This window comes from Janthinobacterium sp. EB271-G4-7A, from assembly GCF_020858075.1.
Classification (GTDB): Bacteria; Pseudomonadota; Gammaproteobacteria; order Burkholderiales; family Burkholderiaceae_D; genus Janthinobacterium; species Janthinobacterium lividum.
The window spans coordinates 689,614-707,082 of the sequence record NZ_JACYMI010000001.1 but is presented as its reverse complement, the minus strand read 5'-3'; the positions used below and the strand labels follow the sequence as shown (position 1 = coordinate 707,082).

The following is a 17,469-nucleotide window of genomic DNA, read 5'->3' as shown; positions in this document are numbered from 1 at the left end:
GCGCTGTTGATGCCCGCCTCGCGCGGCCGTTTTGGAAACGGACACGCGAGGATAGGGGTATCAGGGGCGCGCGTCAAGCCCTATTGGCTTCTAGTTGCCTTCCAAGAAGCTTTTCAGCTTGTCGGAGCGCGATGGGTGGCGCAGCTTGCGCAGCGCCTTGGCTTCGATCTGGCGGATGCGCTCGCGCGTCACGTCAAATTGCTTGCCCACTTCTTCCAAGGTGTGGTCGGTGGACATCTCGATGCCGAAACGCATGCGCAGCACTTTCGCTTCGCGTGGCGTCAGGGAATCGAGCACGTCCTTGACCACGCCGCGCATGGAGGCGTGCAGGGCCGCGTCGGCCGGCGCCAGGGTGTTGTTGTCCTCGATGAAGTCGCCCAGGTGGGAATCGTCGTCGTCGCCGATCGGCGTTTCCATCGAGATCGGTTCCTTGGCGATTTTCATGATCTTGCGGATCTTGTCCTCGGGCATCTCCATCTTGATCGCCAGGGTGGCCGGATCGGGTTCCGCGCCCGTTTCCTGCAGGATCTGGCGGGAAATCCGGTTCATCTTGTTGATCGTCTCGATCATGTGCACGGGAATACGGATCGTGCGCGCCTGGTCGGCGATCGAGCGCGTGATGGCCTGGCGGATCCACCAGGTCGCATACGTCGAGAACTTGTAGCCGCGGCGGTACTCGAACTTGTCGACGGCCTTCATCAGGCCGATATTGCCTTCCTGGATCAGGTCGAGGAATTGCAGGCCGCGGTTCGTGTATTTCTTGGCGATCGAAATGACCAGACGCAAGTTGGCCTCCGTCATTTCGCGCTTGGCCTTGCGCGCCTTCATTTCACCAGCCGCCATCTGGCGGTTGATGTTGCGCAAGTCCGGCAGCGGCAAGACGACCCTCGCCTGCAGGTCGATCAGGCGCTGCTGCAGTTCCTTGACGGTCGGAATGTTGCGGCCCAGGATGGCGCTGTACGCGTGTCCTGCGTTGACTTCGCCATCGACCCAGTCGAGGTTGGTTTCATTGCCCGGGAAGACCTTGATGAAGTGGGCGCGCGGCATGCCGCAGCGGTTCACGGCCACATCGAGAATCTGCTTTTCGATATGGCGCACTTCGTCGACCTGGCCGCGCAGGGTGTCGCACAGCTTTTCCACGACCTTGGCCGTGAAACGGATGCCCAGCAACTCTTGCGAAATGGCTTCCTGCGCCTTGGCGTAGGGTTTCGAGTTGTAGCCTTCTTTCTCGAAGGCGCGGCGCATCTTGTCGAATTGCTGCGAAATGATGGCGAATTTTTCCAGCGCCGTGCGTTTCAGGGTTTCCAGCTGCTCGGCGGAGAAACCGGCTGCGCCGGAAGCGCTCGCCTCTTCCTCTTCTTCGACTTCCTCTTCTTCCGCTTCGCCTTCTTCCTCGTCTTCTTCGACGGGAGCGGCCACGACAGGCGCGGCGGCGACCGGTTCGTTTTCATCGACGAGGCCGTCGACGATTTCGTCGATCTTGATCTCTTCGTTGGCGATGCGGTCGGCGGCGGCGATGATCTCGGCGATCGTCACGGGACAGGCGGAAATGGCCTGGATCATGTCTTTCAAGCCATCTTCGATCCGCTTGGCAATCTCGATCTCGCCTTCGCGCGTCAGCAGCTCGACCGAGCCCATCTCGCGCATGTACATGCGCACGGGATCAGTGGTGCGGCCAAAGTCGGAGTCGACGGTCGACAATGCGGCCTCGGCTGCCGCTTCCGCCTCGTCATCGCTGGTGACGACGGCAACGTTATCGGACAACAACAACGTTTCCGCATCGGGCGCGTGCTCGTAGACGGCGATGCCCATGTCATTGAAGGTACCGATGATGCCTTCGATGGCTTCCGGATCGACGATGTTTTCGGGCAAGTGATCGTTGATTTCCGCATAGGTCAGGAAACCGCGCTCCTTGCCGAACTTGATCAGGGTCTTGAGTTTCTGGCGCCGGCGCTCGAGTTCTTCCTCGCTCGCTTCCGTGTCGGACGAGAAAGCGTCCTTCAGCAGCGCGCGCTCTTTCGCCTTGCGATCCTTCGCCTTGGCCTTGTCGACGGCCTTCAGTTCGGCCCGCTCGACGGCGTTCAGGGCGGCGACTTCATCATTTTCTGGCTGGAATTCTTTTGGCTTGCGGCCGCGGCGGCCTGGCACTTTTACCGACGGCAAGACATAACCGGACGTATCGATCGCCGCCAGGGTGGCGGCATCGGTGGTCTGGCTGACCACGGGCGCGCTGGTGACGCGCGCTTCTGGCCGGTCGAGCGCCTTTTCGGCTTTCGTGGTAACTTTAGTGGGCTTTACAGCCGCTTTGGATTCGGGTTTCTTGATTGGCACAGGCGCTTTCGATTACACAACGACTTGCTTTACGGTGGATTAGGATAAAGTTTGCTGCCAGTTCCCTGTCTACCTGCGGGAACCACCATCTTCGAACCTGCCGACAACGCAAATTCGACACTGTTACGTTACTTACACCTCATCGGCCACGATCCGCGGGAAGCGCAGCAATTCCTGTCCACCGGCTGTTGCCAGCCGTCTCGGCAAAAATTCCTGCATCGACCGCGTTGGGAGCGAGAGCCTGGCGCGGCTTGCCAGCGTCTGCGAGCCCTTGCCCGCAACGCCGAAAACGCCAGTTGGCCCTGGCTGCCGACACGATCCACCGCGCCGATCAAGAGCCTAACTTACTGAAAACAAATACTATTTACGAAACAGAACTAGCTTGCCAAAGCACACAATACTTAGCATTTAATTATAGCACGCGAAAAATGTTTTTCCAGTGCGCGCCATACCCTCAGAGCAAGGTTAGCGATTCACCAACTCGGCATCGCGCTCGCGCTCCAGGTCGCCTTGCTCCTGCATGATTTCGCGGTAGCGTACACCAATTTTCTCCGATGGCAAACCCGACGCGAACAATTGCTGCAATTCCGCCTTCAAGGCATTCAATTTGATCTCGCGGATGGTGCTCACCAGCCACGACAATTCGCTGTCGTAATCGGATTCCGTGCCGGCCGCGATCTCGCCGATGATCTCGTCGTATTCGCTACCCAGCTCCTTCAACTGTTGCGCCAGCGCGGCGAAACTGCCGTGCTCGCCCAGCGCCTGGCCCACGGCCACCAGTTGCCCCAGGCTGTGCGCCGCATCGGGCCCCAGGTGCTGGAAGGCGGTGAGAGCGGCCTCGTCGATACGCATGGTCAGGGGCGGATGCGCCACCAGCATGCGCATGATCTTCAATTCCAGGCCCACGGGAACAGGGCGGCCCGATTTCGGCGGCGCGCGGCGCGCCACGGCAACGGGCTTCGCCAGCTCGAACAGGGCTTCGATCTCGGCCGGCGTGGACTGCGTCAGCTGCGCCAGGCCGCGCACGATCTGCAGGCGCAGCGACGATGGCGCCATCAGCTGCAGCAGGGGCTTGGCATCGAACTGCACGCGGGCGCGCCCTTCCGGTTCCGACAGGTCATGCTCGCCCGACACTTCTTTCAGCAAGAATTGCGACAGCGGCATGGCTTCATGTACTTGCTGTTCAAAACCTTCGGCGCCGAATTCGCGGATGTAGCTATCCGGATCGTGTTCCGACGGCAAGAACAGGAATTTGATGGTTTTATTGTCCGACACATGGGCCAGGCTCGCCTCCAGCGCGCGGCGGGCGGCGCGGCGGCCAGCCTTGTCGCCATCGAAGCTGAAAATCACGTTATCGGTCTGGCGCAGCAGTTTTTGCACGTGGGTGGGCGTGCACGCCGTACCCAGGGTCGCCACCGCTTGCGGGAAACCCATCTGCGCCAGCGCCACCACGTCCATGTAGCCTTCCGTCACCAGCACATAGCCAGCGTCGCGGATGGCCTGGCGCGCCTCGAACAGCCCATATAGTTCGAAACCCTTGGAAAACAAGGGGGTTTCCGGCGAGTTCAGGTATTTCGGTTCGCCATGGTCGAGCACGCGGCCGCCAAAGGCGATCACTTGCCCCTTGGTATTGCGGATCGGGAACATGATGCGCTCGCGGAAACGGTCGTAGCGCTTGCGGTTATTGCCCTCTTCATCGACCTTGTCGATCACGAGACCAGCCTCGGCCAAGGCCACCACGTCGTAGTCGGGGAAGACGGAGCGCAGGTTATCCCAGCCGCCGGGCGCAAAACCCATCCCGAAGCGAGCGGCCACTTCGCCCGTCAAGCCCCGGTTCTTCAGGTAGGCGATAGCTTCCGGCGCGTGGCGCAATTGCCCGCGGTAATAATCGCACGCCTGCGTCATGGCGTCGGACAGGGCCATGCTTTGCGCCTGGATCTGCGCACGCTGGGCCGGCGGGATCTTGTCGTCCGCTTCCGGCACGACCATGCCCACGTTCTGCGCCAAGTCCTTGACGGCGTCGACAAAGCCCATGCCCGAGTATTCGATCAAAAAGCCGATCGAGGTGCCATGCGCGCCACAGCCGAAACAGTGATAGAACTGCTTGGTGGGGCTGACGGTAAAGCTGGGCGATTTTTCACTGTGGAACGGGCACAAGCCCATGAAATTGGCGCCACCTTTTTTCAGTTGCACATAGCGCCCCACGACATCGACGATATCGACGCGGTTGAGCAAATCGGAAATGAAGGATTGAGGTATCACTGGCTAGGGCGGGTCTTGTTATAGGTCAGACTATACTACCGCACGCGGCCTGAGGTTGAGCCAGGTCAACGTGTGGGCTGTTAACAGGCTGCCAGCGCGATGGCTGGCAGCCCTTGCTACTATTGTATGCTTACGCTGCCGGCGTCAAGGCTTTCTTGACCAGGGCGGACACCACGGTCATGTCGGCGCGGCCCGCCAGCTTCGGCTTGACGATGGCCATGACCTTGCCCATGTCTTGCGGACCGGCGGCGCCCGAGGCGGCCACGGCGGCAGCCACTTCGGCCGCCACTTCTTCGTCGGACAGGCCCGCAGGCATGTAGCCCGTCAGGTGCACCAGCTCGGCTTTTTCGATGTCGGCCAGATCGGCACGGCCACCGGCCTCAAACTGGGTGATCGAATCCTTGCGCTGCTTGATCATCTTTTCCACGATGGCCGTCACGTGGGCGTCCGTCAATTCGATGCGCTCGTCGACTTCCTTGCGCTTGATTTCCGCCAGCAACAGGCGAATCGTGCCCAGCTTGCCCGCTTCCTTGGCGCGCATGGCGTTTTTCATGTCTTCGGTAATTTGTTCTTTCAAGCTCATGGCAATCCTCGTGTTGGTAAGTGGGGCTCGATGCTCATGTGTGAACCAAGCAGGCGGCCACAAAAGCGAAAACCCGCTGCGGCGAACCGGAGCGGGTATGCGACTCATCTGAAGTATCACTCCAGGCGAATCAAAACAAAACCCGTGGCGAACAATGCGCCGAACTACCCGGGTTGGTTCTGACTGAACAGTCTTAGAATAATTTTTTCGGCAGTTGTTGGCTGCGGATGCGTTTGTAATGACGCTTTACAGCAGCTGCCAGCTTGCGCTTGCGCTCAGCTGTTGGCTTTTCGTAGAATTCGCGAGCGCGCAATTCGGTCAGCAGACCCGTTTTTTCGATGGTGCGTTTGAAGCGACGCATTGCGACTTCGAACGGCTCGTTTTCTTTAAGGCGAATAGTGGTCATGTAAAATTCAAACCGTTGAGGTGGTGTATAGGAAGAGATAGATAGTAGCAGCTTTTAATCGGAAAGGGAAGCCCCTCCCCCACTTGCGTGCGGCATGCAGCCTGAGATTGCTGCCCGGCTGTGGTGTAAACCACGCATCCTGGCAGCAGTTTACCTCAAATGGCGCTCTTGCGGCGGCGCGCCATGAAGCCCAGCAGGCCCAGGCCCGCCAGCAGCATGGCGTACGTGCCCGGTTCCGGCACGGCGCTGACGTTCATGCTGACGCCATCGAGGAAGGCCGAGGTATCGTAGGCATTGTTCGGGTTGATGCCGGCAAAGCTCAGGGTATGGCTGCCGGCGCCGATGTTGAGCGCGTTCACGTTGAAGCCGGTCCAGCCCGTGCTGGTCACCGCGTACTGGCCCAGCAGGTTGCCATCGAGGCTGACCGTCACGGCCTGGCCCTGATCGTAGCCGGGACGCAGCGCCAGGTTGAAGGCGAACGAGTAGTCGGCGGCGCCCGAGCTGACGAAGCTTTGCGAGATCGATGCCGTATTTTGCAGGAAAGCAAAGGCGTTGCCCTCCTGCGCCACGCCATTCCACGCCGTGTAGCTGGCCGACACGCCGGCGCCGCCCGTGAAGCTCCAGCCCGGCGCCACATTGCCATAGACGTAGCCGCCACCGACGGAATTGTTTTCAAAGCCACCGTTGCTCAGCACGGGGGTGCTGGCAAAGGCGGCGCTGGTGAGTACGGTTGCTGCGACGGTGGCGATCAGGCGTTTCATGGCGACTCCAGGGTATGGTCAGGGGAATGCCTGACTAATTACCACCAGGCATGAAAAATGTCTAAAAATTAATTTACATGCCAAGTATTCAACACCACTTGATCGAAGTCAAGAGCATTGTCACCAATAATCACTTACCGTGCCAAAATGACAACTGATTGTTACTGCAAGGCAATACCTGCCGCCACGCCGGAAGCCCAGGCCCACTGGAAGTTGTAGCCGCCCAGCCAGCCCGTCACGTCAACCGCTTCGCCGATGAAATACAGGCCCGGCACTTTATTGGCCATCATGGTCTGCTGCGACAGTTCGCGCGTGTCGATGCCGCCGCGCGTCACTTCCGCCTTGCGGTAGCCTTCGGAACCGTTCGGCACGATGGACCAGGCATTGATGGCCATCCCCAGCTTGCGCAACTGCGCGTCGGGCATGTCGGCGATGCGCGCGTCCGGCGCTAGGCCGTTGACGGCCAGCAAACAGTCGGCCAGGCGCTGCGGCAGCCATTGCGCGACGATATTGCCCAATTGCTTCTTCAAGGTGCCCTTGCCTTCGATCAAGGTCTGCGCCACGTCCACTTCCGGCAACAGGTTGATGACGATGGGTTCGCCCGGCAGCCAGTAGCTGGAAATCTGCAGGATCGCCGGGCCCGACAGGCCGCGGTGGGTGAACAGCAAATCTTCGCGGAAACGCGCGCCCGTAGCCTTGCGGCCTTTCAGGCTGCCCGTCTCCACATCCACCTCCAGGGCGATGCCGGACAATTCCGCGAATGGCGCCCAGCTGGCCGCATCGAACGTCAGCGGCACCAGGGCCGGACGGGGCTCGACCATTGTCAAATCGAATTGCCTGGCGATGCGGTAGGCAAAATCCGTCGCGCCGATCTTCGGGATCGACAGGCCGCCCGTGGCGATGACGATGCTGGCCGTCTCGATGTCGCCGCTATCGGTATGCAGCACGAAGCCACCGTCATCTTGCTGGACAACATTGTCGATCTTGCACGGCATGCGCCAGTGCACGCCGCCTGCGGCGCATTCGTCCTTGAGCATGTCGATGATCTGCTCGGCCGATTCATTGCAGAATTGCTGGCCCTTGTGCTTCTCGTGGTAGCCGATGCGGTATTTTTTCACCAGCGCGAGGAAATCCTGCGGCGTGTAGCGCGACAAGGCGCTCTTGCAGAAATGCGGGTTTTCCGAGAGGAAATTTTGCGGCGTGGCGTTAATATTGGTGAAATTGCACCGTCCACCACCCGAGATGCGGATCTTTTCGGCCAGCTTGGCCGCGTGATCGATCAGCACCACGCGCTTGCCTTGCTGGGCGGCAACAGCCGCACACATCATGCCGGCCGCGCCCGCGCCGATCACTGCCACATCAAATTGTTTTGCCATAAGAATTCCGGTCACCGCTGATTACAAAGACGCCATTGTAAACTGCGGCGACGCGGCTAGCGCGGCCGTGCTGCAATCTGCCGCGATGCCATCAGGCATTGCTCCACCTGCTCGGCGATCGATGGCGGCACGGGCACCTCACCGCGCAGCACGGCAGCGATCCAGGCGGCCGTGGTGGCCGCATCGCGCTCGGCCGGCAAATGCGGCAACTCTTCCACCTGCAACTGCTTTTCCACCAGCACCGTGCGCTCCACGCCATGGAACCAGTCGATCTGCTGCGCCTTGTTGGCGTTGGCTACCGTCTCGCCTTCCGTACCGCGCATCAGGAAAGCATCGCCGCGTGCAGGATCAGAGGCAGTCAGGAAATACTCACCCAGCATTTCCAGGTATTCCGGATGCGTGTACGACACCAGGCGCAGGGCCGGCCCGGCGAACGGCTGCATGATTTTCACCAGGGTATGCGTGGAATTGCGCACGCCCAGCACGCGCCGCAGGGACAGCATGTGCGCCAGGCGCGGCGCCAGCGCGGCGATGGGCAGGAAGGCGGCTTCCCCGCGCGCCATGGCGGCCTCGGCTTGCGCATGGTCCGGCGAGGCGGGCACGCCCAGCGCGGCCAGCACTTCAGCCGTGGTGATGCGGCCCGGATCGCCGGTCACGCCATGCACGAGCACGGGTGCGCCGCCGCGCGCCAGCAGCAGCGCCAGCAACGCCGTCAGGTTGGCCATCTTGCGGGCGCCGTTGTAGCTGGGAATGACGATCGGGGCAAATTCGCCGGCCGGCGCGGCCAGCGGCGCGAACGATGCTTCGGCAGCGTCGAGGAAGCCGGCGATCTCATCCACGGACTCGCCCTTGATGCGCATGGATAACAAAATGCCGCCCAGTTCCAGGTCCGACACGCGGCCCTCAAGCATGGCGCGGTACAGGGCACGGGCGTCGTCGCGCGTCATGCTGCGCGCACCGTTCTTGCCGCGTCCTATTTCTTTGATGAAACGTGCAGCGGGAAATGGCTCACCGGCCACATCGGTATGGGGAATGGAAACAGTCGTCATGGCGCCAGCTTACACGGATTTTTCCCCTTGCAGAGGGGCTGGAAGACGCCATAGGCGCCAATGCAACAGTCTTTCACGCTATTTTTGGGATGAATTTGGATGAATTGCATCGCGACTGCATCCAAACGCACCACCGCTGCGTATATGACTGCACAGGGGGACTCATCATGGAACACGCAAGCAAAAGGGAAAGCGCCTTCGTCGGCATCGAGACGAGCAAGCTGCAGCTGAAAGCCGTGCTGCTCTCGGGCGGCGAAATGCTGTGCAAGGTGCTGGAAAACGACGTGGCCGGCTACCGCTGGCTGCGCAGCTGGCTGCAAAGGAACGACGTGCCCGTCATCGGCTTGCGCGTCTGCATGCGCCTCGATATGCCGTACAGCGAGGCGCCGGCCCGCATGCTGGCAGACATGGGCATGCTGGTCTGCGATGCCCAGCCCGCGCAGCTGGAAGAATATATCCACAGCCATGGCTTGCCCGGGGACGCGGGTCACAGCGCCGCGGTGCTGGCCCACTACTGCCAGCACAGGCGCCCCGCGCGCTGGACGCCGCCCTCGCCCGCCTATGTGGAGCTACGGCTGTGGCTGCGCCGCCTGCACGCCATGGAAGGCGTGCGCCGGCAGGAATCGGCGCGCCTCGATGCGCACCTGCAGGCCGGCCAGCATGCGCTGCACGCCCTCGTGCGCCAGCAGGTCGCCTGCCTGGACGCACAGATACGCCAGCACGAAAGCGCCATCCTCGACCATGTGCGGCGCCATCCCGGCCTGCCCCGGCCGCCCGAGCTGGCCGGCAACTACCAGCGCATCGCCCGCTACACCTTTGGCGCCAGCCTGGCCGGCGGCCATTGAGCACACAGGGGGCCGGCGGCGTGCCGGCCCTGCCATAAAAACAACTGAGGTATTCCCGTTTTGGCGCCATCCCCGCCGCCAGGCCGCATTTCCGCTACACTATTGCCTCTTAAAGAACGCAATAGCGAAAGCCGAGCCAGAATCATGAATACGCCAGACATCGAAAATATCAACGTCACCTCCTTCGCGCCCATGCCGACACCGGCCGAACTGCACGCCAAGCTGCCCCTGTCGGAAAGCGCCTTCGAGACCGTCAGCCGCGGCCGCGAAGCGCTGCGCAACATCATCGACCGCAAGGACCAGCGCCTGTTCGTCGTCGTCGGCCCGTGCTCCATCCACGACCCCGTCGCCGGCCTCGATTACGCGCGCCGCCTGAAAGCGCTGCAAGAGGAAGTCAAGGACACGATGCTGCTGGTGATGCGCGTGTATTTCGAAAAACCGCGTACCACCACGGGCTGGAAAGGCTATATCAACGATCCGTACATGGACGACTCGTTCAAGGTCAACGAAGGCATGGAAAAGGCGCGCCAGTTCCTGCTCGACGTGTGCGAACTGGGCCTGCCCACCGCCACCGAAGCGCTGGACCCGATCTCGCCGCAATACCTGGGCGACCTGATCGCCTGGACCGCCATCGGCGCGCGCACCACGGAATCGCAGACGCACCGCGAAATGTCGTCGGGCCTGTCGACCCCGGTCGGCTTCAAGAACGGCACCGATGGCGACATCAGCATCGCCGTCAACGCGATTCTGTCGTCGGCGCACCCGCACTCCTTCCTCGGCATTAACGGCGAAGGCAATGTGGCCATCGTGCGCACGCGCGGCAACGCGTATGGCCACGTCGTGCTGCGCGGCGGCGACGGCCGTCCGAACTACGATTCGGTGTCGATCGCCATCGCCGAACAGGCACTGGCCAAGGCCAAGCTGCCGGCCAACCTGGTGGTCGACTGCTCGCACGCGAACAGCTACAAGAAGCCGGAACTGCAACCGCTGGTGATGGCCGACGTGGTCAACCAGATCCGCCAGGGCAACCGCTCGCTGGTGGGCGTGATGATCGAATCGAACATCGTTGGCGGCAACCAGAAGATCCCGCAAGACCTGTCGCAACTGACCTACGGCTGCTCCGTCACCGACGGCTGCATCGACTGGGACACGACGGCGACCATGCTGCGCGATGCGCATGCGCACCTCGTCAATCGCCCGGCGTAAAATATTACGGCCAACAATGTTGTCGGATTACGGCCCTGTGGGCCTGATCCGACCTACCCGACGGGCGCGTCAATGCGTAGGTCGGCTTAGCGCGCAGCGCGTAAGCCGACACCACCACAAGGCATATCAAGCCATCTGCACATGCGGCAGCACGGCGAACGATCCCGCCAGCGCCTGTTCCGCCTTGCTGGCCGGGATATTGAGTTCATTGACATCCAGGTAGATGCGCCCGTCCATGATGCGCACGGCGTACAGGCGCGCCATGCCCTGCACGGGCGCCACCAGGCGGCCCGAATCGAGTTCGATGATCCAGCTGTTCTTCGGCCCCATCAGGTTTTTCTCCATCAGCACCCCATGCGCCAGCGGGCCGCCCAGACAAGGCACCGTGTCGAGCAAGGCATACACCGTATCGTCAGCCGCGCGGAACAGCGCCACGCCCGGCAAATCCTGCCAGGCCAGGCCCCGTTGCACCATGCGCGCGCCCGCCAGCGGCATGTCCTTCAGGCGGCAAATCATTTTCCATTGTTCCGACATCGCTAGCTCCCTTGAGAAAGGCACATGCACCTCTAAGCAAGAGCGGTGCCAGTGCCGCACAGGCGAAGAATGGCCAAAAACCGGGGGAAAACCGGCCCGCGGCGCACTGCGCAAGTGCACACTGCCGCCGAAATGGTGCGCCGGCCGCACGGTGGACTGCCCGGCTTTCCTTTACAATGGCGGATTACTCCTCCCTATTCAGTACCTTCATGATTGTTCTTGGCGTCGAATCCTCCTGTGACGAAACCGGCCTGGCCTTGTACGACACGCAACGCGGCCTGCTGTCGCACGCCCTCTATTCGCAAGTCGCCATGCACGAGCAATATGGCGGCGTGGTGCCGGAACTGGCGTCGCGCGACCATATCCGCCGCGCCATCCCGCTGCTGGAAGAAACCCTGGCCAAGGCCGGCATCACCCTGCCCGAGATCGACGCCATCGCCTACACGCAGGGGCCCGGCCTCGCCGGCGCGCTGCTGGTCGGATCGTCCGTCGCCTGCAGCCTGGGCCTGGCCATCAACAAGCCGGTGCTGGGCATCCACCACCTGGAAGGCCATCTGCTCTCCCCCTTGCTGGCGTCCGAGCCACCGGAATTCCCTTTCATCGCCCTGCTGGTGTCGGGCGGCCACACGCAGCTGATGCGCGTCGATGGCGTGGGCCAGTACACCATGCTGGGCGAAACGCTCGATGATGCGGCCGGCGAAGCGTTCGACAAGTCGGCCAAGCTGCTGGGCCTCGGTTATCCGGGCGGCCCGGCCATTTCGCGCCTGGCCGAATTCGGCGATCCGCTGGCCTACAAGCTGCCGCGCCCCATGCTGCACTCGAAGGATTTCAACTTCAGCTTTTCCGGCCTGAAGACGGCCGTGCTGACGGTGGTGAAAAACCATGAAGAAAAAGTCATCGCGAATATCTGCGAACAGGACAAGGCGAATATCGCGCGCGGCTTCGTCGACGCCATCGTCGACGTGCTGACGGCCAAATGCGTGGCTGCCCTCAAGCACACGGGCTTGAAACGCCTGGTGATCGCCGGCGGCGTGGGCGCCAACGCACAACTGCGCGCCTCGCTCAACGCGGCCGCCGCCAAGAAGCGTTTTAAAGTGTATTACCCGGAGCTGGAATTCTGCACCGACAACGGCGCCATGATCGCCTTTGCCGGCGCCATGCGCCTGCAAATCAATCCCGACGCCGCCAAGCACGATTACTCGTTCAACGTGCGCCCGCGCTGGCCGCTGGACGAAATCCGCGAAGTCTGATCACGCCAGCAGGAAGTTGCGCGCGCCCGCCAGGGCCGCGCCTTCCGCCACCGTTTCATCCTTCAAGCCCACGCCCGACAGTTGCCGGCTGAACGCCTGCGACAGCAGGTAGTGCAGCCGGTACGCCGCCTGCGCATACGCCAGCCCCTCGGGGCGCACATTCGAGATGCAGTTGCGGCGCTCGTCCAGCAAACCTGCTTCGGGCGCCCACGTCAGGTACAGGCCCAGGCTGTCCGGGGAACTCAAGCCAGGCCGCTCGCCGATCAGCACCAGCACGGCGCGCGCCTTCAATAATTCCCCCACCTCGTCGCCGATGGCCACCCGTCCCTGCGCCACGATGTGTACCGGCGACAGCGTCCACGCTTCCATTGCCAGCCGTTCGCGCAAGGCGGCCAGGAAGGGTGCCGCATGGCGCTGCACGGCCAGCGCCGACAGGCCATCGGCCGCCACCAGCGCCAGGTCGGCTCCCGTGGCACCGGCGGCCAGGCGCGCGCGTGAAGCGTCGTCGAGCCGGCGCCCCAGGTCGGGGCGTTGCAGATAGTCGGCGCGCGTGGCGGCCGCGCTGTGCAGCTGCACACAGTCTTGCCCCTGTGCGGTCAATACGCCTGCCAGGGCCTCGCCATCGAGCGCCAGGTGCACGGCGTCGCGCGCCTGCGCGTGGGCCAGCTGGAACGCCAGCTGCGCCTTGGTTGGCACGCTCACGCCGCGGCGCCCGAGCGCGATGCGCGCCGCCGTATACGCGCGCAGGGCTTGCCAAGGATGGTTCCCGTCCATGCGTCCCCCTAGGTGTCCAGGCGCAGCAGGGCCGCCTGGAAGGCGGGCGCCAGCGCCGTATTCAGGCGACCCTGCGCATCCGTGATCCGCATGCGTGCCAGCCAGGCTTCGAATTCCGGCGCGGGACGCAAGCCCAGCACCCGGCGCGCATACAGGGCGTCGTGGAACGAGGTGCTCTGGTAGCCGAGCATGATGTCGTCCGCGCCCGGCACGCCCATGATGAAATTGCAGCCAGCCACGCCCAGCATGGTCAGCAAGGCATCCATGTCGTCCTGGTCCGCTTCCGCATGGTTGGTGTAGCACACGTCGCAGCCCATGGGCAGTCCCAGCAGCTTGGCGCAGAAATGGTCTTCCAGCCCCGCGCGCATGATCTGCTTGCCGTCGTACAGATATTCGGGGCCGATGAAGCCCACCACCGAATTGACCAGCAGCGGCTGATAGGCGCGCGCCACCGCATACGCGCGCGCTTCGCACGTTTGCTGGTCCATGCCGTGGTGCGCGCCGGCCGACAGAGCGCTGCCCTGCCCCGTCTCGAAATACATGACGTTGTTGCCCGTCGTACCGCGCCCCAGCGACAGGGCCGCCGCCTGCCCCTCGGCCAGCAGGGACAAGTCGATGCCGAAGCTGCGGTTGGCCGCCTGCGTGCCCGCCACCGACTGGAATACCAAGTCGACGGGAGCGCCGCGGCGGATCGCTTCGAGCGTATTGGTGATGTGCGTGAGCACGCACGACTGGGTAGGAATCTGATACTGGCCGATGACGGCGTCGAGCAGCTGCAGCAATGACACCACTTGCGCCACATTGTCGGTGGCGGGGTTGATGCCGATCACGGCGTCGCCGCTGCCCAGCAGCAGGCCATCAAGGATGGCGGCGGCAATGCCCGTGGCATCGTCCGTCGGATGATTCGGCTGCAAGCGCGTGGATAGCCGACCCGCCAGGCCCAGGGTATTGCGAAAGGCCGTGACGACTTTGCACTTGCGGGCCACGAGCACCAGGTCCTGCAGGCGCATGATTTTTGAGACGGCTGCCGCCATTTCCGGCGTGATGCCGGCGGCGACGTGGGACAGCGTTTGCGTATCCGTCGCGTCGTCGAGCAGCCAGTCGCGAAAATCGCCCACGCACAGGTGGGAAATCGGCGCAAACGCGGCGCGCTCGTGGGTGTCGATAATCAGGCGCGTGACTTCATCGTCTTCATACGACACCAGCGCCTCGTTGAGAAACAGCGACAGCGGCACGTCCGCCAGCGCCAGCTGCGCCGCCACCCGCTCGCGCGCGCTGGCTGCCGCCACGCCGGCCAGCACATCGCCCGAACGGGGCGGCGTGGCCTTCGCCAGCAGCGCCTTCAGGCTGGCGAACTGGTAAACCTGGCTGTCTATCGTATGGCTGAAGCGGGGCATGGTTCGGTTCCTCCAATCCCCATCTTACGCCATCTTATAAACTGCGCAGCGCCCCTTCCAGCTGCGGATAGCGGAAGGCAAATCCCTCGGCCAGCAGGCGGCGCGGCGCCACCCGCTGGCCTTCCACCAGCAAGTCGGCCTGCTCGCCCAGCAAGGCGCGCATGACGAAGGCCGGCGTGGGCATGACGCTGGGCCGGTGCAGCACGGCGCCCGCCACCTGGGCGAAGCGGCGCTGCTCGATGGCTTCCGGCGCGCAGAAGTTATACGCGCCGCTCACCATGCCCTGCTCACTGCGGCGCGCCAGATGAGCGATGCCGCGGATCACGTCGCGCACATGTACCCACGTGACCCACTGCTTGCCGCTGCCGAGGGGGCCGCCCACGCCGAAGCGGATCGGCAGCAGCATCTGCGGCAGCGAACCCTGGTGGCCGAAGACGAGGCCGAAGCGCATGCAGCCCACCTGTACGCCATAGCGCTCTGCCTGGCGCGCGGCCGCTTCCCATTCCTGGCACAGCTGCGACATGAAGATGGCTTGCGGCGCGCTGTCTTCATCGAGCTGCGTCGCATCGCCCTGCGGCTGCACGCCGTAATAGCCGATGGCCGACGCCGACAGCAGCACCCGTGGCTTATGCTGCGCGCGGGCGATCCACGCCACCAGGGCCTGCGTCAGCGCCACGCGGCTGCGGCGCAAAGTGGCTTTGCGCGCGTCCGTCCAGCGCTTCCCGACGATGCGCGCGCCGGCAAGGTTGACGACCATGTCGATGCGCTGCGCATCCGGCAATTCGTCCAGCGCCTGGATGCAGCGCACCTGGCCATTAAATGTCCATGCAGCCTGCTTGGGCTGGCGCGTCAGCACCGTCACCGCATGGCCGTCGGCCAGCAGGGCGCTGACCAACTGCTGGCCGATGAAACCCGTGGCGCCCGTCACCAGCACGGACTGCGGCGCGGCGGCAAAGCTCAGGCGCTCCTCCTGCTCTGCCGTCTCCTGCACCTTGCGCCGTCCCAGCCGCCACACGGCATACGCATCGCGCAGGCCGGACAGGCCCACGCCCACGCCGCACAGGGCCAGGAAGACGCTGAGCCAGCCATACGGCTGCCACACGAGTGCCGTCGGCAAGCTGGCCCACTCGCTGCTGTTCAGGGCCAGCAGGGCGATGAAGGCGCCCGCATTGATCGCCAGCACCGTATGCGTGACCCGCTCCGTGGCCGGCAAGAGGCGGGTCTGGTCTTCCACCACGAAATCCCACAGGGTCAGCACGATTTCCACGCCAAAGACGATCACCAGCACCCAGGCCCAGGCGCCATGCCACTCCCAGGCGGCCAGGCCCACGAACAGCAGGCTGTAGATCAGGGCGCGCGTCGCATGGATGCTCAATTCGAGGCGCGCCGATGCCTTTTGCGGCAGCGCCTCCGTGATTTCATGGTGATAGATGGTGTCGAAGGCGCCCAGGCAGCCTTGCGCCGCCATCAGTTGCAGGGCCAGCAGATGCGTATTCATGGTGTTTCCTTCATTTCCGGCGCGGCGGACTCGCGGAACACGCCCACTTGCGTAAACGTGGTGCCGAACAGGGCGTGGCGGATCTCGATGCGGATATTGAACTGCTGCGGCGTGTCATTGCGGTGGCACAGATAGGTCTTGCCGGGCGTGAGCACGCCGGGCAGCGGCATGCGCCAGCCGAAAATATCCCAAAAATAGCCATCGCTGGTGAAGTGCAGGTTGCCATCCTCGACGTGGAGCAGCAGCTTCATGCCCAGGCCCATGCCCACGTATTCGAGCACTTCGCCTTTCTCGCTTTCGGCCATATAGGACGTGAAGCGGATGGGCACGCGGCCATGCAGGCGGTAGGTGCGCTGCTTGAAGATGTAGGGGCAGCCGGGGCGCGAATAGACTTCGATATCCACGGGGAAGCCGTGGTCGTCGTACGGGATCAAAGCGCCATCGATGAACGGGCGCGTGAGCCAGCCCAGCACCTTGCCCAGGCGCGAGCTGGTGAGTTCACTGAGTTCGCCCCGGTAATACAGGGGCTGGCCCGGCGCGGGATTTTTCTCAAAGCGGCGGCGGATATCCGGGTGCAGGGTCAGCCACTGTGCGCCCATCACCTTCTTGAACAGCTCTCCTTCCGAGGGGCCGTTCATGATTTGCCACGCTTGCCCGGTTTGTCTTCCGGGCTAAGGAACTTGGCCACCTTACCGCCCATCGACAGCATGCGCTGCAGGGTGGCGGGCGGCAGGTTTTTATAATCGCTGTAGGTGCTGCTGAGCATCTCCAAAAACGCCAGCACTTCGCCCATGCGTTCCAAAGTAGCCGGTGGAATAGCCGCATCGTGCTCGCCCTCGATCGCGCACTCGCGCAGCACCGTCAGGGTGGGATCGATCTCGCGCCGCTTGCGCTCTTCCATGATGACGCGGAAGATTTCCCACACATCCTGCAAGGCGACGAAATGGTCGCGCCGGTCCCCCATCACATGCGTGATGCGCGCCAGGCCCCAGCTTTGCAATTCCTTCAGGCTGTTGCTGACGTTGGACCTGGCCACGTTCAGGCTGGCCGCGATGTCTTCCGCCGTCAGCGGTTCATTCGCCAGGAACAGCAGCGCGTGGATTTGCGCCACCGTGCGGTTGACGCCCCAGCGGGTACCCATCTCGCCCCAATGGAGAATGTACTTTTGCGTAGTTGGACTCAGTTCCATTGCTTTCT

Annotated in this window: 16 protein-coding genes; 3 read left to right on the top strand and 13 right to left on the bottom strand. The window is 63.1% G+C overall.

The annotated features are described in order from the left end of the window. Positions 1 to 90 precede the first annotated feature (90 nt). The 7 genes from rpoD to ybiB form a co-directional block, all read right to left on the bottom strand. Positions 91 to 2,331, bottom strand: coding sequence for an RNA polymerase sigma factor RpoD (gene rpoD, locus IGS58_RS03280; protein WP_034779848.1), 2,241 nt, complete (start codon positions 2,329 to 2,331; stop codon positions 91 to 93). A gap of 465 nt (positions 2,332 to 2,796) precedes the next feature. Further along, a complete protein-coding gene (gene dnaG, locus IGS58_RS03275; RefSeq protein ID WP_070254315.1) occupies positions 2,797 to 4,593 on the bottom strand; it encodes a DNA primase in 1,797 nt (598 codons plus the stop codon). A gap of 130 nt (positions 4,594 to 4,723) precedes the next feature. After that, positions 4,724 to 5,176, bottom strand: a complete 453-nt coding sequence (locus IGS58_RS03270) for a GatB/YqeY domain-containing protein (protein WP_034746974.1) — start codon at positions 5,174 to 5,176, stop codon at positions 4,724 to 4,726. 193 nt (positions 5,177 to 5,369) lie between these two features. Continuing rightward, complete coding sequence (gene rpsU, locus IGS58_RS03265; RefSeq protein ID WP_008451879.1) at positions 5,370 to 5,582, bottom strand: 30S ribosomal protein S21; 213 nt, start codon at positions 5,580 to 5,582, stop codon at positions 5,370 to 5,372. Positions 5,583 to 5,737: 155 nt separating this feature from the next. After that, entirely contained in the window at positions 5,738 to 6,343 is a 606-nt protein-coding gene (locus tag IGS58_RS03260; protein ID WP_070254316.1) for an FxDxF family PEP-CTERM protein, read from the bottom strand. A gap of 161 nt (positions 6,344 to 6,504) precedes the next feature. Continuing rightward, positions 6,505 to 7,719, bottom strand: coding sequence for an NAD(P)/FAD-dependent oxidoreductase (locus tag IGS58_RS03255; RefSeq protein ID WP_230520654.1), 1,215 nt, complete (start codon positions 7,717 to 7,719; stop codon positions 6,505 to 6,507). 56 nt (positions 7,720 to 7,775) lie between these two features. Continuing rightward, positions 7,776 to 8,768 (bottom strand): DNA-binding protein YbiB, encoded by a 993-nt coding sequence (gene ybiB / locus IGS58_RS03250; protein WP_230520653.1) that lies wholly within the window; start codon positions 8,766 to 8,768, stop codon positions 7,776 to 7,778. A 167-nt stretch (positions 8,769 to 8,935) separates the two neighbouring features. Here ybiB and IGS58_RS03245 point away from each other — a divergent pair, with 167 nt between their 5' ends. Then, positions 8,936 to 9,613, top strand: coding sequence for a hypothetical protein (locus IGS58_RS03245; RefSeq protein ID WP_230520652.1), 678 nt, complete (start codon positions 8,936 to 8,938; stop codon positions 9,611 to 9,613). A 144-nt stretch (positions 9,614 to 9,757) separates the two neighbouring features. Continuing rightward, entirely contained in the window at positions 9,758 to 10,819 is a 1,062-nt protein-coding gene (locus tag IGS58_RS03240) for a 3-deoxy-7-phosphoheptulonate synthase (RefSeq protein ID WP_034779875.1), read from the top strand. A 126-nt stretch (positions 10,820 to 10,945) separates the two neighbouring features. Here the strand turns inward: IGS58_RS03240 and IGS58_RS03235 are convergent, their stop codons facing one another. Further along, positions 10,946 to 11,353, bottom strand: coding sequence for a nitrite reductase (NAD(P)H) small subunit (locus tag IGS58_RS03235; protein ID WP_034779878.1), 408 nt, complete (start codon positions 11,351 to 11,353; stop codon positions 10,946 to 10,948). Between the two features lie 209 nt (positions 11,354 to 11,562). Between IGS58_RS03235 and tsaD the strand changes: the two genes are divergently transcribed. Further along, a complete protein-coding gene (tsaD, locus tag IGS58_RS03230; protein WP_070254321.1) occupies positions 11,563 to 12,603 on the top strand; it encodes a tRNA (adenosine(37)-N6)-threonylcarbamoyltransferase complex transferase subunit TsaD in 1,041 nt (346 codons plus the stop codon). On the opposite strand, the gene eutC is transcribed toward tsaD, so the two are convergent. Genes eutC through IGS58_RS03205 form a run of 5 tightly spaced genes read right to left on the bottom strand, consistent with a single transcriptional unit; the run spans position 12,604 to position 17,461 of the window. Next, a complete protein-coding gene (gene eutC, locus IGS58_RS03225; RefSeq protein ID WP_230520651.1) occupies positions 12,604 to 13,377 on the bottom strand; it encodes an ethanolamine ammonia-lyase subunit EutC in 774 nt (257 codons plus the stop codon). Between the two features lie 8 nt (positions 13,378 to 13,385). Further along, the gene (locus IGS58_RS03220) at positions 13,386 to 14,774 is read right to left on the bottom strand and encodes an ethanolamine ammonia-lyase subunit EutB (protein ID WP_230520650.1); all 1,389 of its coding nucleotides are present in this window, start codon (positions 14,772 to 14,774) and stop codon (positions 13,386 to 13,388) included. A 34-nt stretch (positions 14,775 to 14,808) separates the two neighbouring features. After that, entirely contained in the window at positions 14,809 to 16,272 is a 1,464-nt protein-coding gene (locus tag IGS58_RS03215; protein WP_230520649.1) for a TIGR01777 family oxidoreductase, read from the bottom strand. Further along, positions 16,269 to 16,910, bottom strand: a complete 642-nt coding sequence (locus tag IGS58_RS03210; protein WP_230520648.1) for a DUF4166 domain-containing protein — start codon at positions 16,908 to 16,910, stop codon at positions 16,269 to 16,271. Before IGS58_RS03210 ends, IGS58_RS03215 begins: the two co-directional genes overlap by 4 nt. Next, entirely contained in the window at positions 16,907 to 17,461 is a 555-nt protein-coding gene (locus tag IGS58_RS03205; RefSeq protein WP_070281486.1) for a GbsR/MarR family transcriptional regulator, read from the bottom strand. The genes IGS58_RS03210 and IGS58_RS03205 overlap by 4 nt, the downstream gene beginning before the upstream one ends. Positions 17,462 to 17,469 lie beyond the last annotated feature (8 nt).

Bases quoted from the DNA above. Each gene is read 5' to 3' on its own strand.
- IGS58_RS03270 (WP_034746974.1), bottom strand. From the start codon at position 5,176: ATGAGCTTGAAAGAACAAATTACCGAAGACATGAAAAACGCCATGCGC.
- rpsU (WP_008451879.1), bottom strand. From the start codon at position 5,582: ATGACCACTATTCGCCTTAAAGAAAACGAGCCGTTCGAAGTCGCAATG.
- IGS58_RS03260 (WP_070254316.1), bottom strand. From the start codon at position 6,343: ATGAAACGCCTGATCGCCACCGTCGCAGCAACCGTACTCACCAGCGCC.
- IGS58_RS03255 (WP_230520654.1), bottom strand. From the start codon at position 7,719: ATGGCAAAACAATTTGATGTGGCAGTGATCGGCGCGGGCGCGGCCGGC.
- ybiB (WP_230520653.1), bottom strand. From the start codon at position 8,768: ATGACGACTGTTTCCATTCCCCATACCGATGTGGCCGGTGAGCCATTT.
- IGS58_RS03245 (WP_230520652.1), top strand. From the start codon at position 8,936: ATGGAACACGCAAGCAAAAGGGAAAGCGCCTTCGTCGGCATCGAGACG.
- IGS58_RS03240 (WP_034779875.1), top strand. From the start codon at position 9,758: ATGAATACGCCAGACATCGAAAATATCAACGTCACCTCCTTCGCGCCC.
- IGS58_RS03235 (WP_034779878.1), bottom strand. From the start codon at position 11,353: ATGTCGGAACAATGGAAAATGATTTGCCGCCTGAAGGACATGCCGCTG.
- tsaD (WP_070254321.1), top strand. From the start codon at position 11,563: ATGATTGTTCTTGGCGTCGAATCCTCCTGTGACGAAACCGGCCTGGCC.
- eutC (WP_230520651.1), bottom strand. From the start codon at position 13,377: ATGGACGGGAACCATCCTTGGCAAGCCCTGCGCGCGTATACGGCGGCG.
- IGS58_RS03220 (WP_230520650.1), bottom strand. From the start codon at position 14,774: ATGCCCCGCTTCAGCCATACGATAGACAGCCAGGTTTACCAGTTCGCC.
- IGS58_RS03215 (WP_230520649.1), bottom strand. From the start codon at position 16,272: ATGAATACGCATCTGCTGGCCCTGCAACTGATGGCGGCGCAAGGCTGC.
- IGS58_RS03210 (WP_230520648.1), bottom strand. From the start codon at position 16,910: ATGAACGGCCCCTCGGAAGGAGAGCTGTTCAAGAAGGTGATGGGCGCA.
- IGS58_RS03205 (WP_070281486.1), bottom strand. From the start codon at position 17,461: ATGGAACTGAGTCCAACTACGCAAAAGTACATTCTCCATTGGGGCGAG.